The organism is Halopseudomonas sp. T1L2, from assembly GCF_055397385.1.
In genome coordinates, this window is the sequence record NZ_AP040865.1 from 3,020,967 (window position 1) to 3,035,539 (window position 14,573).

General features: G+C 62.9%; 16 protein-coding genes. 3 read left to right on the forward strand and 13 right to left on the reverse strand.

What is annotated here, in order from left to right; all coding sequences use genetic code 11:
* Positions 1-93: 93 nt before the first annotated feature.
* The 9 genes from ACZ5WQ_RS14350 to wrbA form a co-directional block, all read right to left on the reverse strand.
* Positions 94-576: a nucleoside deaminase gene (locus tag ACZ5WQ_RS14350; protein WP_088277747.1), complete on the reverse strand. Its 483-nt coding sequence runs from the start codon at positions 574-576 to the stop codon at positions 94-96.
* A 57-nt stretch (positions 577-633) separates the two neighbouring features.
* Entirely contained in the window at positions 634-1,425 is a 792-nt protein-coding gene (locus tag ACZ5WQ_RS14355; RefSeq protein WP_088277749.1) for an ABC transporter permease, read from the reverse strand.
* Positions 1,406-2,191, reverse strand: coding sequence for an ABC transporter ATP-binding protein (locus tag ACZ5WQ_RS14360; protein WP_088277751.1), 786 nt, complete (start codon positions 2,189-2,191; stop codon positions 1,406-1,408). The genes ACZ5WQ_RS14355 and ACZ5WQ_RS14360 overlap by 20 nt, the downstream gene beginning before the upstream one ends.
* 2 nt (positions 2,192-2,193) lie before the next feature.
* Positions 2,194-3,189, reverse strand: coding sequence for an ABC transporter substrate-binding protein (locus ACZ5WQ_RS14365; RefSeq protein WP_464382530.1), 996 nt, complete (start codon positions 3,187-3,189; stop codon positions 2,194-2,196).
* 229 nt (positions 3,190-3,418) lie between these two features.
* Positions 3,419-4,381 carry a DMT family transporter gene (locus ACZ5WQ_RS14370; protein WP_464382531.1) on the reverse strand — a complete coding sequence of 321 codons (963 nt, stop codon included), beginning with the start codon at positions 4,379-4,381 and terminating at the stop codon, positions 3,419-3,421.
* A 1-nt stretch (position 4,382) separates the two neighbouring features.
* Positions 4,383-5,186 carry an ABC transporter permease gene (locus tag ACZ5WQ_RS14375; RefSeq protein ID WP_088277757.1) on the reverse strand — a complete coding sequence of 268 codons (804 nt, stop codon included), beginning with the start codon at positions 5,184-5,186 and terminating at the stop codon, positions 4,383-4,385.
* Positions 5,183-6,061: an ABC transporter ATP-binding protein gene (locus ACZ5WQ_RS14380; protein WP_147811357.1), complete on the reverse strand. Its 879-nt coding sequence runs from the start codon at positions 6,059-6,061 to the stop codon at positions 5,183-5,185. Before ACZ5WQ_RS14380 ends, ACZ5WQ_RS14375 begins: the two co-directional genes overlap by 4 nt.
* A 49-nt stretch (positions 6,062-6,110) precedes the next feature.
* Positions 6,111-7,121, reverse strand: coding sequence for an ABC transporter substrate-binding protein (locus tag ACZ5WQ_RS14385; protein WP_088277761.1), 1,011 nt, complete (start codon positions 7,119-7,121; stop codon positions 6,111-6,113).
* A gap of 183 nt (positions 7,122-7,304) precedes the next feature.
* Positions 7,305-7,958: an NAD(P)H:quinone oxidoreductase gene (gene wrbA / locus ACZ5WQ_RS14390; protein ID WP_088277763.1), complete on the reverse strand. Its 654-nt coding sequence runs from the start codon at positions 7,956-7,958 to the stop codon at positions 7,305-7,307.
* 106 nt (positions 7,959-8,064) lie between these two features.
* Here wrbA and ACZ5WQ_RS14395 point away from each other — a divergent pair, with 106 nt between their 5' ends.
* Entirely contained in the window at positions 8,065-9,033 is a 969-nt protein-coding gene (locus ACZ5WQ_RS14395; protein ID WP_464382532.1) for an isopenicillin N synthase family dioxygenase, read from the forward strand.
* The gene (locus ACZ5WQ_RS14400; protein WP_338212537.1) at positions 9,026-9,778 is read left to right on the forward strand and encodes an alpha/beta fold hydrolase; all 753 of its coding nucleotides are present in this window, start codon (positions 9,026-9,028) and stop codon (positions 9,776-9,778) included. The genes ACZ5WQ_RS14395 and ACZ5WQ_RS14400 overlap by 8 nt, the downstream gene beginning before the upstream one ends.
* Before the next feature lie 36 nt (positions 9,779-9,814).
* On the opposite strand, the gene ACZ5WQ_RS14405 is transcribed toward ACZ5WQ_RS14400, so the two are convergent.
* Positions 9,815-10,804 (reverse strand): ABC transporter substrate-binding protein, encoded by a 990-nt coding sequence (locus ACZ5WQ_RS14405; RefSeq protein WP_228246050.1) that lies wholly within the window; start codon positions 10,802-10,804, stop codon positions 9,815-9,817.
* Between the two features lie 24 nt (positions 10,805-10,828).
* Complete coding sequence (locus ACZ5WQ_RS14410; protein WP_425056303.1) at positions 10,829-11,758, reverse strand: isopenicillin N synthase family dioxygenase; 930 nt, start codon at positions 11,756-11,758, stop codon at positions 10,829-10,831.
* Positions 11,759-12,077: 319 nt separating this feature from the next.
* On the opposite strand from ACZ5WQ_RS14410, the gene ACZ5WQ_RS14415 reads away from it, so the two are divergent.
* Complete coding sequence (locus tag ACZ5WQ_RS14415) at positions 12,078-13,445, forward strand: 8-oxoguanine deaminase (RefSeq protein ID WP_464382533.1); 1,368 nt, start codon at positions 12,078-12,080, stop codon at positions 13,443-13,445.
* 171 nt (positions 13,446-13,616) lie between these two features.
* Here the strand turns inward: ACZ5WQ_RS14415 and ACZ5WQ_RS14420 are convergent, their stop codons facing one another.
* A complete protein-coding gene (locus ACZ5WQ_RS14420; protein ID WP_464382534.1) occupies positions 13,617-14,063 on the reverse strand; it encodes a hypothetical protein in 447 nt (148 codons plus the stop codon).
* A 90-nt stretch (positions 14,064-14,153) separates the two neighbouring features.
* Positions 14,154-14,540, reverse strand: coding sequence for a hypothetical protein (locus ACZ5WQ_RS14425; protein ID WP_464382535.1), 387 nt, complete (start codon positions 14,538-14,540; stop codon positions 14,154-14,156).
* Between the last annotated feature and the right edge of the window lie 33 nt (positions 14,541-14,573).

The window sequence follows — 14,573 nt, forward strand, 5'->3', positions numbered from 1 at the left end:
CAGGTGCAGGGCCTGCGGAGGGGCAACGGTCAGGGGGAGGTAGAGGGGCTGCGGTGACAGATGAGCCGGGCGAGTCGCCTGTAGCCCCGATAATCAGTCTTTCCAGAAGTCTTCGTGGACGCGGATGGATTCCTCTTCCAGCAGCGGGCCGATCACCTCGACGCTGCGCTGGCCGGACTCGAATACCGTGCGGCAGGGCAGATCCAGCGTCGGGTTTTCCGGGTGGTTGCCGGTCATGTCCTTCAGGCGCTTTTCGCTGGCGCCGTAAACCACCCGGCCAACGCCGGCCCAGTACACCGCGCCGGAGCACATGGCGCAGGGTTCGGCGCTGGTGTACATCGTGCAGCCGGCCAGCACCTCGGGGCTGTAGGTGGTATTGGCGCGGGTCATCAGCACCCGCTCGGCGTGGCCGGTCATGTCGTGATCGGGCAGAAAGGCGTTCAACTGCTCCATCAGGACGTTACCGTCGGCGTCGACCAGGATGGCCGCGAACGGGTGGATGCCTTGTTTGCCGGCTTCTTCAGCCAGCCGGAAGCTTTCACGCAGAAAATAAATATCGCGTTCGGTATGACTCACGGGGGGTGTCCTTGCTTGTAGCTTGAAGGCCGGCGGCGCAGGCACCGCCGGCTGTTATCACTTCTTCTTCGGCAGGCTCCAGGCGAAGAAGATCTGTTGCGTCCACTGCACCGACTTGAACAGCAGCAGGCTGACAATGGCGAGGAAGAACAGACCGGCAAAGGCCTGCGGAATCTTGAAGAACGAGGTCGAGAACTGGATGAAGTAGCCCAGCCCCTCTTCGGCGGCGACGAACTCCGCCACCACCGCGCCGATGATCGCCAGGGTGATCGCCACCTTCAGGCCGCTGAAGATGTGCGGAATCGCGTAGGGGATGCGGATCTGCCAGGTTTCGCGGCGGGTCGGTGCATCCAGCGAGCGGCTCAGTTCGATCAGTTCGGCCGGCGTCTCGTTGATCCCGGTGGCGGTCGAGACCACCAGCGGGAAGAAGGTCAGCAGGCAGGTGATCAGCACCCGTGACGGATCATCCGAGCCCATCATCACGATGATCAGCGGTGCTACCGCAACCACCGGGGTGGATTGCACCACCACCAGCATCGGGTACAGGGTGCGTGAGAGAAACTCCGAGCGCATCATCGCAATGGCCAGCGGAATGCTGATCACGATGGACAGGGCAAAGCCCATCAGCGCCACCCGCAGGGTCGCCCACAAGTGCATCATCCAGCGGCTGAACTCGACGTCGAAGAACGCCTTGGCGATTTCGCTCGGTGCCGGCAGGACGTAGGTCGGCAGCTCGAAGATGCGGCAGACCAGCTCCCAGAGCAGGATCAGGCCGACAAAGAACAGCCACGGCGACAGGTTCAGCAGCAGCGCGCGACGCGCGGCGGCGTCAGTGGGCGTCTGGCTCATAGATGTGTTTCCTTATGCGGTCAGTCAGCTCACTGAAACGGGGTTGCTTGATGGTGTCCGCGCTGCGCGGGCGGGGCAGATCCACTTCGATCAGATCGAGCACGCTGCCCGGGCGCTTGCTCATCACCAGCACGCGGTCGGCGAGCAGCACCGCCTCGGAGATCGAGTGGGTGATAAACAGCACGGTTTTCGGGTTTTCGTCCCAGATTTTCAGCAGATCGAAGCCGATCTGCTCACGGGTCATGGCATCCAGTGCCGAGAACGGTTCGTCCATCAGCAGAATATCGGGGTTGAGCAGCAGGGCGCGGACAATGCCGACCCGCTGCTGCATGCCGCCGGACAGCTCGTCCGGCATCTTGTCGGCAAAGGCCTCCAGACCGGCCATCGCCAGCAGTTCGTTGGCGCGCTTTTCGTCCTGGGACGAGTAGCGACCAAACTTGTGCTTGAGCGGGAACAGCACATTCTTGCGAACAGTCAGCCACGGCAGCAGGGTCGGCTTCTGAAACACGATGCCAACGTCGTCACGGGGGCCGTCTACCTGCTTGCCGAAGACGCTGACTGTGCCTTCGCTTGGAACCAGCAGGCCCGAGACCATGCGCAGCAAGGTGGACTTGCCGCAGCCGGAGGGGCCTACGACCGCCACAAACTCGTGGCGGTTGATGTCGAGGTCGATGTTTTGCACCGCCATCGGACTGCCGGGGGTCGGGTCATAGCGATGACCGACCCCGGACATCCGCACGAAAGCGCGTTCGCTAGTGTGCTCCATGGTTACTCCGCTACAGGCATGAAGTCGCGGTTGACGATGGTTTCCGGATCCAGCGAGTCAACACTCAGCTCGTTGGCCTTGGCGACCCACTCCCAGGTGGAAGCGATGCGCTCGGGGGTCATGGTACCCAAACCGTCGGCTTCGCTGATCTCGTTGAAGGTCAGCGGCATGGAGTCGGCGATCTGCGCGGTGGCAACCGCGGCGTCGACTTCCGGCACCATGGTGTGCAGATCGGCGGCAGCCAGTTCCGGGTGCTCGTGGGTGAAGCGCAGGGACTTGTCATAGGCGCGCATGAAGCGCTTGGCAACGTCTGGCCGCTCGGTCAGGAACTTGTCTGCAGCAACAACGGCGGAGCTGTACAGCGACAGGCCGGCATCCGACCAGCGGATCACGTTGATGTCCTTGCCGGCGGCCGCAGCCTGTTGCTTGAACAGCGCAATGTTGGTGACCCAGGCGATGATCGCGTCGGTGTTGCCGGTGACCAGCATGGGACCCAGGGCACCCGGGTCGGACTTGGTCAGGCTGACCGAATCGGCGGGCATGCTGTTGGCTTCCAGCACCAGCGGCAGAAACGCGTTGGAGGAGGTAAACGGCGAGGTTGCGACCTTCTTGCCGGCGATATCGGTGAAGCTGTTGATACCGGTGTCGGACAGCGCGAAGAAGGCGTGCGGGCCCTGGTTGAAGATCATGTAGACGGCGCTGACCGGCACGGTGTCCTGTGCGCGGGCGGCCATCAGGGCGCCAATATCGGCGCTGCCGATGTCAGCCTGGCCGGTGGCGATCTTGGTGATGGCGTCAGTGGAGCCGCGACCACTGGCAACGGTGACTTCCAGCCCTTCGTCGGCGAAGAAGCCTTGCTGGATACCGGCGTAGACCGGAGCCTTGTCGCCCCCCGGCAGCCAGTCCAGTTGGTAGGTAACCTTGTCGGCTGCAGCGGCGAACCCGCTGGCAGACATGGCGATGACCATCGCCAGAACGCCGGACGCTTTTTTCAACATGAGTCATTCTCCAGAGTGATGTGCTTGGCTTTTTATCCTGACCAGTTGGGCAGGTTTTATTTCTATTCAGCAAGTTGCGGGCCAGCTTTCGGAAATGTCGGAAATTGGCTGAAAACCCCGTATTTTCAGGGTCTTATTGCTCTGTCACGGGCTTGGCCGGCGGTGCACCTGAATTCCTGACCAGGGCGCCGCGCGTTTTTGGTGCGGCGTGAACCAGTCTCGTGCGTTCTCAGTCGGACGGGTTCGGGGCGACCTTGCGGCTGCGCAGGGCAAGGCGGCGATCTGCCAGGCCCACGATCAGAATGCCCAGCGCGATCAGGGCAAAGCCGGTCAGGTCGCTTGGTGTGGGCACCTCATGCAGGAACCAGGCGGCCGAGAGCATGCCGACCGCCGGCACCGAGGCCGAGCTGAGCGACAGGCTGACCGCGGGCAGGGAGCGAATCGCTGCCACCTGCGCCGCAACGCAGATGCCGGAGGCAATCGCCCCGCTGAAAATCAGCATCCAGATGAAGTCCGGCTGCCAGTCGATCTGCCCCGGGTCTTCTACCAGTAACGCCAGCGGCAATAGCGCCAACACCGAGGTCAGCAATTGCCAGGGGATCAGCGACAGCACGTCGCCCTGCCAGTGATGCCTGCGCACATGAATCAGCCCGGCGGTCCAGAGTATGGTGCCGAGCATGATCAAGCCGCCGCCGATGAACACCTCATGATCGGACCAGTCGATGCTCAACGGATTGAACACGGTCAGCAGGCCGGCCAGCCCCAGGCCGACGCCGATGGCGCGCGGCAGGGTAAAGCGCTCGCCCAGAAACAGCGCTGCCGCCGGCACCACCCAGATCGGCGTGGTATAGGCCAGAATCGCCGCCCGTCCCGCCGGCAAATACTGCACGCCGAGGGTGACCAGGGTAATGAAGGCCATGTTTTGCATAATCCCGACTGACAGCAGCACCGGCACATCCGCGCGCCGAGGCAAGCGCAGCACGCCGAGCGCGGCGGCGATGGCAAACATCGCCAGCGTGCCCAGCGCCATGCGCAGGCAGGTGAACAGCATCGGCGGGCTGTAGGCCAGCCCGAGTTTGAGAACCGGGAAATTAAGCCCCCAGCCGATGGCGTTGAAGCACAGCAGCAGATAGCCCAGCCGGAAGGCGTAGCTGTGACCGCCGGTGCTGCCGGCGGTCGCGTTCCGGGCCACCTCAGTGCTCCACTTCGAGGGCGCTTTCGTGCCAGTTCTGCAGGGCGCGGTTGGAAAGCCAGACCATCAGGGCGAACAGCGCGATACCGGTCAGGGTGATCAGCAGCAGGGCGGCGAACATCCGCGGAATCTGCAGGTTGTAGCCCGACTGCAGGATCATGTACGCCAGCCCGGCCTTGGCACCGCCGGTACCGGCGACGAACTCGGCGACGACCGCGCCGATCAGCGCCAGACCCGAGCTGATGCGCAGGCCACCAAAAAAGTACGGCAGCGCGCCCGGGATACGCAGGCGGACCAGCTCCTGCCAGCGGCTGGTGCGGTACATGCGGAACATGCTCAGCAGGTTCGGGTCGACGCTGCGCAGCCCCAGTGTGGTGTTGGAGATGATCGGGAAGATGGCGATGATCACCGCGCAGACGGTCAGCGCCCAGGTGGTGTCATCCACCCAGATGATAATCAGTGGGGCAATCGCTACCACCGGCGTCACCTGCATCAGCACCGCGTAGGGAAACAGGCTCATCTCGATCCACTTGCTCTGTACAAACAGCAAGGAGGCGGCCACGCCCAGCACCACCGCGATGACAAAGGCCAGGAAGGTCACTTTCAACGTGATGTACAGCGCCCCCAGCAGCGGCTGCCAGCCGTCGATCAGGGCTTTGAAGATCTCGATCGGCCCCGGCAGGATGTATTTGGGCATCTCCAGCGCCTGGACGGCAATTTCCCAGAACAGCAGAAACAGGATACCGACGCCCAGGGGCGCGGCGACTTTGACGAAGTTTTCGTTCTGGATCAGCGGCGTGCTCATGCCTTGATCTCCTGTGGCTGGCCCATGGCGCTGGCACGCTCAAGCGCCTGCGAGACCTGGCGGCAGTAGCCGGCAAACTCGGTCGAAACGCGGAAGTCGGCGTTGCGCGGGAAGGGTTGATCGATACGGATGTCGTCGACGATGCGGCCCGGGCGGGCAGCCATCACCACCACGCGGCTGGACAGGTAAACCGCCTCGTAGACACTGTGGGTAACGAACACGATGGTCCAGCCGTTCTTCTGCCACAGCTTGAGCACATCGTCGTTGAGCTTGTTGCGGGTCATCTCATCGAGCGCGCCGAAGGGTTCGTCCATCAGCAGCAGGTTGGGCTCGGTGACCATGGCGCGGGCAATCGAGGCGCGCATCTGCATGCCACCTGACAGCTCGCGCGGGAATGCGTTGTCAAAGCCCTTGAGGCCGACCATCTCGAGTGCATCATCGATCTTGGCCTCGACCTCCGGCCCGCGCTGGTGTTCCAGATCCAGCGGCAGGCGTACATTCTTGCGCACCCGTGCCCAGGGCATCAGGGTGGCGTTCTGAAATACGAAGGCCAGCTTGCGGCCCTTGTCGCCAACCACGTCATAGCCCTGCTCCCAGAACTTGACGGTGCCGGTGGTCACCTCACCAAGGCCGGCCATGATCCGCAGCAGGGTACTCTTGCCGCAGCCGGAGGGGCCCAGCAGACTGACGAATTCGCCCTGGCGTATGGTCAGGTCGGCGCCTTTCAGCGCGATGGTACCGTTGGCGTATATCTTGTTTACGCCTTCAACCTGCAGCACTGGCCGCGGGTTGCCGTTGCTGTCGGTATGCGCCAGCTCGGCGGCGCTGTCATCGACCGGTGTGGCCTTGAGCGGCGTCACGTTGGAGCTTGTCATGGGTATCTCCCGGGGCGGCCCGCAGGCGGGCCGCCGGCTGGTCGGTTAATCAGGGCAGGACGGGTTCGGCGGGCAGGTAATCCAGGCTGTACACGTCGTGGATATCCAGGCTGGCATCAACCAGGCCGGCTTCCAGCATGAACTCGTGAATCTTCGCCCAGCGTGCGTCGGTCATCACGCCGATACCGCGGGTGGCCGCGTCGCCGCCGGTCACCAGACCGTATTCCTGCATCTTGGCGATGCCGTAGGCGATCTGCTCGTCGGTCATTTCCGGGTTGGCTTCCTTGATCAGCGCGTTACCCGGTGCCGGGTCCTTGAAGTAGCTGGCCCAGCCTTCCATGCTGGCCTGCACAAAGCGGCGCACCAGATCGGGATCTTTCTCGATCAGCCCGTCAGTGGTCTCGATGGTAGTGGCGTAGGCCGGGTAGCCGTAGTCCGCCAGCAGGAACACGGACGGCTTGATACCCGCCTTCTCCATGGCAAAGGGCTCGGACGACAGATACCCCTGCTGCACGATATTGGTGTCTGCAAGGAAGGGCGCGACGCTGAAGGTGTAGGGGCGGATCATGTCATCGGTGTAGCCGTACTTGGACTTCAGCCAGGGCCAGAAGGTGGTGTTGGCAAAAGCAGCGATGTAGACCGGCAGACCCTCGGCCTTGATTTGTTCCAGCGAGGTGATGTGCGGGTGCGCGATCAGTGCCTGCGGGTCGCCCTGAAAGGCGGCGGCCACGGTTGTGACCGGCATGCCCTGCTCTACTGCCTTGACTGCACCGACGGCGTAGCCCATGGAAAAGTCGCGCTTGCCGGACACCAGCAGTTGCATGCCGTTGACCTGTGGACCGCCCATCTCGATGGACACATCCAGACCGTATTTCTCATACAGGCCGGTGGCCTTGGCCTGATAGAACCCACCGTGTTCGGCCTGGGCATACCAGTTGGTACCGAATACGACTTCGTCCAGCTCGGCCGCCATCAGGGATGTGGACAAACCGCTGGCAAGCACCGCGCCGGCCATGCCGAGCAGTGCAGACGACTTCAGATTCTTGCGGGGGTGGCGCATGTGTTGCTCCTTGCTTGCAGTAGATAGCTGACCAGTTATTCAACATTTCTCCTGCAGCAAGCGCCGTGCCATGTGCCGTAAGTGCCGTTATTTCCATTTCCTGAACAGTTGGTCAGTAAAAACGTGCACCGGATTGCGTCGCAGTGTCGGCGCTCTGCACTGCGACGGCTCAATTTTCGCGAGTCAGTGGCTGCCCGCAGCCAGGTCCACCGAGGCCGGTTCCGGGGTGATCTGCCCGGCCAGACGCGCAACCCGTGCACCGAGGGCGCGGGCAATCGCCTGCTCACCGTCATCTACGCCCAGGGTGCCGTTGAAGCCGGTGACCGCCGAGGCGCCGTAGGGCGAGCCGCCGCTGCGGGTGTGCACCAGCTCCGGCACGCTGTGCGGTACGCCCGCGAGGATCATGCCGTGCTGCAGGAACGGCAGCAGCAGGTTGATCAGCGTCATCTCGTTGCCCGAGTGCATGCCGCCGGTGGAGGTGAAAGCCGCGCCCACCTTGCCGATCAGCGCGCCCTGGCGCCACAGCGGTGCGACCTCGTCGATAAAGGCACGCAGCGGCGTGCTCATCAGCCCGTAGCGGGTCGGCGAGCCCCAGATGATGCCGGTCGCCCACTCCAGATCGGCCATGCTGGCCTGCGGCAGATCACGGTATTCGGCCTGGGCGGCAATAAAATCGGCGCGTTCGGTATCGACGCTGAACTCCGGTTCCGACAGCGCCACCCGGCGCAAACGGACCTCGGCCTGCTCATTGGCGGCGCCTTCGGCGATGGCCTTGGCCAGCGTCAGCGTGGTGCCGTAGCGGGAATCAACAACGATGGTGATGCGCGATGGGGTCATGAATAGATGCTCCTGAATGACGTTGAACAAATCGCTACACGGGCTGGCATGCAATATGAATACCTGACCAGATGGACAACCTGTTTTGATTCATCTGGAGAACGACATGACAGAGCAGTATGGGTCAGTGGCAGCCAACCTGCCGGTGATCGACATCAGCCCGATGCAGGGCGGCAGCATCGGGGACAAAGCGGCGATGGCGGCGACGCTGCGCGATGCCTGCGAGCACAGCGGCTTTTTCTACGTCAGCGGCCACGGCATCGAACCTGCGTTGATCGAGCAGGTTTTCGCGGCGTCGAAGCGGTTCTTTGAGTTGCCGATGACCGACAAGCTGGCGGTCGACAAGGCCCAGTCCAAGGCCAACCGGGGCTACGAGCCGCTGCGCGGCCAGACCCTTGAAGCCGGTACGCCGCCGGATTTGAAGGAAGGCTTCTATATCGGTGAGGAGGTGCCCGCCGATGACCCGCGCGCGCTGACCCGCTTCAATATGGGCCCCAACCAATGGCCGCAGGGCGTCGCCGATTTCCGTCCGGCGATGGAGCAGTATTACGCCGCAATGACCGAGCTCAGCGCCCGGATCATGGCCGCGCTGGCGTTGTCGTTGAACCTGCCGGAAGAGTTCTTTGCCGATTTTTGCGAATCGCCGCTGTGTACCCTGCGCCTGCTGCACTACCCGCCCCAGCCCGGCAACCCCCAGCCAGGTGAAAAGGGCTGCGGCGCACACACCGACTTTGGCGGCATCACCGTACTGCTGCTCGACGATAAACCCGGCCTGCAGGTCTGGGACGCGGCGGGTGAGCGCTGGATCGACGCCAACCCGATCCCCGGCACCTTCGTGGTCAACCTCGGCGACATGATTGCCCGCTGGACCAACGATCGCTACCGCTCGACCCTGCACCGGGTGGTCAACACCTCCGGTGCCGAGCGCTACTCGGTGCCGTTTTTCTACAGCGGCAACCCCGATCACGAAGTGCGCTGCCTGCCGGTCTGTCTGCAGCCGGGCGATGCGCCGCGTTATCCGGTGACCACGGTCGAGGCGCATCTGCAGGAGATGTACCGGAGGACCTATGCCTGAGCAAATCAACAAACCCACCTTCGTGCTGATCCACGGCGCCTGGGCCGGCAGCTGGGTGTGGGATGCGCTCAAACCGGAACTCGAAGCCGCCAGCCATCGGGTGCTGGCGCTCGACATGCCGGGCAACCCGCAGCATCCGGCCGCGCCCGACGCCATCAGCATGGCCGGCTGCATGGCGCATATCGCCGCCGCCTGTGCCGAGATTGACGGTCCACTGCTGTTGGTTGGCCATTCAGGTGGCGGCGTGATTGTTACCCAAGCGGCCGAGATGCTCGCCGAGCGCGTGGTGGGCGTAGCCTATCTGGCGGGCATGATGTTGCCTTCCGGGCTGGGCTTTGCCGAGTTGAGCAACTCGCTGCTCGCGACCAACCCGGAAGCAGCAGGCATCTGGCCGCATCTGGTTTGGGCCGAGGATCGTCAGTCGTCCGAAGTGCCGCCCGAGGCCGTATGCGAGGTATTCCTGCAGGATTTGCCGCGCGACCAGGCCATGGCCGCAGCGCAACGCTTCTGTAGCCAACCCGAAGGCACCCGAGCGTTGGTCGCCAACTGGACCGCCGAGCGCTTTGGCCGTCTGCCACGGCTGTATGTAGAGGCCACAGAAGACCGCTCCGTGGTGCTCGCCGCGCAGCGCAAGATGCAAGCGCTGGTGCCGGGCGCGCAGGTCGTCAGCCTGCCCTGTGGGCATGTACCGCAGGTAGTGCAGACGGCGGCGGTTGCTGAAGCCTTGCTGGCGTTTGCCAGTTGATGGAAGCAGGGAGCCGCAAGCGGCTCCCTGCTTTACTTACTCCGCGCCGTACATTGCTTTAACAAAGGTCAGGTCAAACGCCTTCTGCCAGTCAAGGTCGGCGGGCAGGGTGCCGGCTGCGACCATATCCTCGAAGAAGCCTTTCCAGCGCGCGGTGGTCATGATGCCGTATTGGCCGTCGGCCGCATCGCCCGACAGCAGAATGCCTTCTTCCTGCATCTTGGCGGTGCTGTAGGCCAGCAGCTCATCGGCCATTTCCGGGTTGGCCTCTTTGATCAGCGCGTTGGCCGGTGCCGGGTCGGCGAAGTAGGCTGCCCAGCCTTCGGCGGTGGCTTCAACCATGGCCTTAACCACGTCCGGGTTCTTTTCCAGCATCTCGGCGGTGGTATCCAGCGTACAGGCATAGGCATCCCAGCCGTAGTCGGCCAGCAGCAGACTCTTGGCCGCTACGTTCTCCTTGGCCAGAAAATATCCGTCGTTGGTCACGTAGCCTTGCTGGATCGCTTGCTGATCGGCGATGAACGGGCCAAAGCTGTAGTCATACGGTCGCAGCTGCTCATCGGAGAATCCGTACTGCGCCTTCATCCACGGCCAGTAGGCCACGCGGCCAGCAGTGGGAATCCGAATGCCCTTGCCCTTCAGGTCTTCGAGGCTGTCGTTACCGGCACCTTCATGCACTACTAGCGATTGCGGGTCTTTCTGGAACCAGGCGGCCACGGTCACCAGTGGGATGTCTTCTTTCACGGCATTGAGTGACTGCAGCGCGTAGCCCATGCTGAAGTCGGTTTTGCCGCCCATCAGCAGTTGCACGTTGTTGACCTGCGGGCCGCCCATATTGATGGTCACGTCCAGGCCGTACTTTTCATAGATACCTGCCGCCTTGGCGGCGTACAGCCCGCCGTGCTCGGCTTGCGCATACCAGGTGGTGGTGACGGTCACCGGGATCAGGTCGGCGGCGCTGGTAGTGGCGGCACTGAAGCCCAGCGCCAGGGCCAGACCGGTCAGTTTCAGAGATTTGAATTGCATGGGTAAAACTCCTTGATGGTGAACTCAGTAAGTCGCGTTGAGGCGTTCCAGCAGGTGGTCGCCAGCAGAAATCGGGGCGTAGCGCGCGGGGTTGTCGGCGCTGGCGCAAGTGTCGATGCAGGCGATCTCGGCATCCTTGTTCGGATGACAGAAGAAGGCGATGGAATAGCGATCGCGGTGCAGCGACTGCGGCGGCACGTTCACCCGGTGCGGGGTTGAGCAGAACACGTGGTTGGTCCAGCGGTGCATCAGGTCACCGGTGTTGACCACCACGGTGCCGGGGATCGGCGTCGCGGCCAGCCATTCACCGGCGCGGGTGCGCACTTCCAGCCCGCCCGCGTCATCCTGAAACAGCAGGGTGATGCTGCCGTAATCGGTATGCTCGCCCGCGCGGTTCTCGCCGCCTTGCGGGCTGAAGCCCTCTGGCAGCGGCGGGTAATGCAGCAGCCGCAGGGTGTGGTGATGGCGGTTGTGGGCGGTGACGAAAAAGTCGTCTGGCTGCTCAAGCGCCACGGCAAAGGCTTCCAGCACGCGGTCGGCGGTAGCGATGCACTCGGCCATAAAGGCTTCCATCTCAGGTCGGAAAGCAGGTTGCGCCGCAGGCCACAGGTTGAGCGGGCCACCCGGCTGCTCAGGTGCGAGGTTGAACGCCTCTTTCAGATCACCGGGCTTGCTCGCGTCCAGCCGCTCGCGACGCACACCCACGTAACCCCGATTGCTCTCGGCGCTCTGCCAGGCGATGGCCTGTTTGTCGTCGTCGGGCAGGGCGAAGAAGGCCTTGGAGGCAGCGAAAGCCTCGGCCAGCTGCGCCGCTGGCATGCCGCAGCCAGACAGATAGAAAAAGCCCCAATCGCTGCTGGCCTGGCGCATCTGCCGCGCTACCTCGGCGCGGGCCGCTGCGTCGCCGTCGATAAAGGGTGAAAAGTCGATTACCGGTATTGAGTCCGTTGTCATCAGTGTCTCCTGTTGCGAGTGAAGCTCCAGCGCGCGCCGGAGCGCCTGTGGTTTAGTCCTCGCACCTGTAACAGGACGACACGACTCATAACCTGACCAAATAAGCAGGAATTGAAAAAGCAAGGGCTGTGCCAAGCGCTCTGGCATGGGGGTGGGTGCGCGATTACGCGCCAGTTTGGCCGGCGAATGCACTGATACTGTGCTGAAATGGGGCCAACGGCACCCGATTTGCGCGGTTTACGGCGGCCCCACAATTGCATGCCGCGCGGCAGGAGAAAGTTTGTCCTTCTGGTCAACATAACGAATACCGAGGAATCTTATGACGCCCACCCTGCTGCTCAAGAACGCGCTGGTCATCGCCACCATGGATGACGAGCAACGTGAAATTGCCAACGGCTCCGTGTTCATTCGCGGAAACCGCGTCGAAGCGGTCGGCCCCGCCAGCGAGCTGCCGGACACCGCCGACAAGGTCATCGACATGACCGGCCACGTGCTGATCCCCGGCCTGATCAACACCCACCATCACATGTTCCAGTCCCTCACCCGCGCCCTGCCGGCGGCGCAGGATGCCGAGCTGTTCGACTGGCTGACCGCGCTGTTCCCGGTCTGGCAGAACATCACCCCGGCCATGCAGCGCGCGGCCACCCGCACCGCGATGGCCGAGCTGATGCTGTCGGGCTGCACCACCGCCGCCGACCACACCTACCTCTACGTCAACGGCACCCGGCTGGACGACAGCGTGCAGGCCGCGCAGGAAATGGGCATGCGCTTTCATGCCGTGCGTGGCGCCATGAGTCTGGGCCAAAGCCAGGGCGGGTTGCCGCCGGATGCACTGGTCGAGCAGGATGAAGAGGCGATCCTCAAGGAGATGCAGCGCGTGGTCGAAGAGCTTCACGACGCCACGCCGGACGCCATGATCAAGGTCGCCCTGGGCCCCTGCTCACCCTTTACCGTCACCACCGACCTGATGCGCGAAGGCGCGGCTTTGGCGCGCTCTTACGGCGTTGGCCTGCACACCCACACCGCCGAAAACGCCAAGGACCTCGCCTTCAGCAAGGAGCGCTACGGCATGACCCCGACCGAATACACCGAGTCGGTCGGCTGGGTCGGCCACGACGTCTGGCACGCCCACTGCGTGCATCTGGATGACCCGGGCATTGCCCTGTTCGCCCGCACCGGCACCGGCGTCGCCCACTGCCCCTGCTCCAACATGCGCCTGGCCTCCGGCATCGCGCCGATCCGCAAGATGCGCGACGCTGGCGTGAAGGTTGGCCTGGGCGTGGACGGCAGCGCCTCCAACGACACCAACAATCTGCTCGACGAAGCCCGCCAGGCCATGCTCTCGGCCCGCGTACGCGATGAAAACCCGACCGCCATGAGCGCCCGCGAAGCGCTCTACATCGCCACCCGCGGCGGCGCCGACGTGCTCGGCCGCAGCGACGTGCTGGGTCGCATTCAGCCCGGCTACTGCGCCGACATCATCGCCTTCCGCACCGACGACATCGCCCTCGCCGGCGCCCTCATCGACCCCATCGCCGCCCTCGTCTTCTGCACCCCGCAACGCGTCGCCCACAGCATCATCAACGGTCGACAGGTTATTGAGGACGGCGTGCTGCTGACGCGGGAGTTGCCGCTGATCATTGAAGAGCACAATGCGTTGGCAAGGGAGTTGGTGTTGGGTAAATAGGGGCTGTTTGGCTGTTGCCGAGCGCATAACGATACCCACCGACACCCGTCATCCTCGCGCAGGCGAGGATCCATGCGGGCTGGCAGTATCACTGGATTTCCGCCTGCGCGGGAAAGACGTTTATCGGGATTGTTGATCAGGCCGCTCTGCGACCGTATTGTGGCGCGCCACTCACCAATCAAACTCCGTCTCTGGAGCAAAGGTTCTATCGTCACTTTCACGATAGAAATACGGAAACCACACAACACTGCCATCGCTGTCGGTGCCTGCAATCGCCATGATTGCACCGGCCTCGCCGGCTTTATGCCAAGGGCCGCAACTTGAGATCGGGTACTTCAGAGAGAGAACGTCGCCTTCTTTGATTACGCCTTCTGCTGCCTCCATCACCTGATGGACTCTGGCTGCTGCCCAGCCCATGCGGTAATCCTCAATAAACACGTCGAGCAAGATGACCTTGGCCACAACGTCAGCATCAGGCAGTGGATCGGGCAGGTTGGTAAAGAACAGCTTGTTTTCAACACTCCGGCCCCGACATGCGTGCGCTTCTGGGAGGGCCAGAATCAAAAGAACCAGAACGCACAGATAGCGCAGGGTGTTTTTCGTCAAAAGCGGTTGCATGGTAAACGTCCCTGTTTTAGATAAGCCTGAAAAAACATGCTCGGATAGCCTGGCAGGCTGGTGGCTATAGTCCCTGTGGCCGCGTGATGCCTACTGGTCGCTGCTTCGCCGTTCTCTGTGCTCGCTGATCAGCACCTCGACAATCCAGCGGAGATAGCGCAGAAACATGCCCAGCGCGAGTGCTAGCGTGGGAACCATCAAAAAGGCCAGCCCAAGCGCAGCGCCGGGCGACCCTGTGTGCTCTGGCCTGGATATGACATAGAGATGCTGCGCCCACACCAATACCGTTGGTATGCCAAGCGCACAGCAAAATATCCAGAACCAGCGCCAGCGTGTGAGCAGGACGGGCGTTATCAGGAGCGCAAAACTGATTAGTAAAAGCAGCTGTTGTTCCATGTGATCAAGTGGCCTGTTGTTGGTTTGGGCGTTCTGCGTTTGGTCTTCGTGCTTTAGCGAGCGGTTGCGTTGATGCTTCACGTCACTCTTTCGCCTTCACGGCGAGCAGGCTCG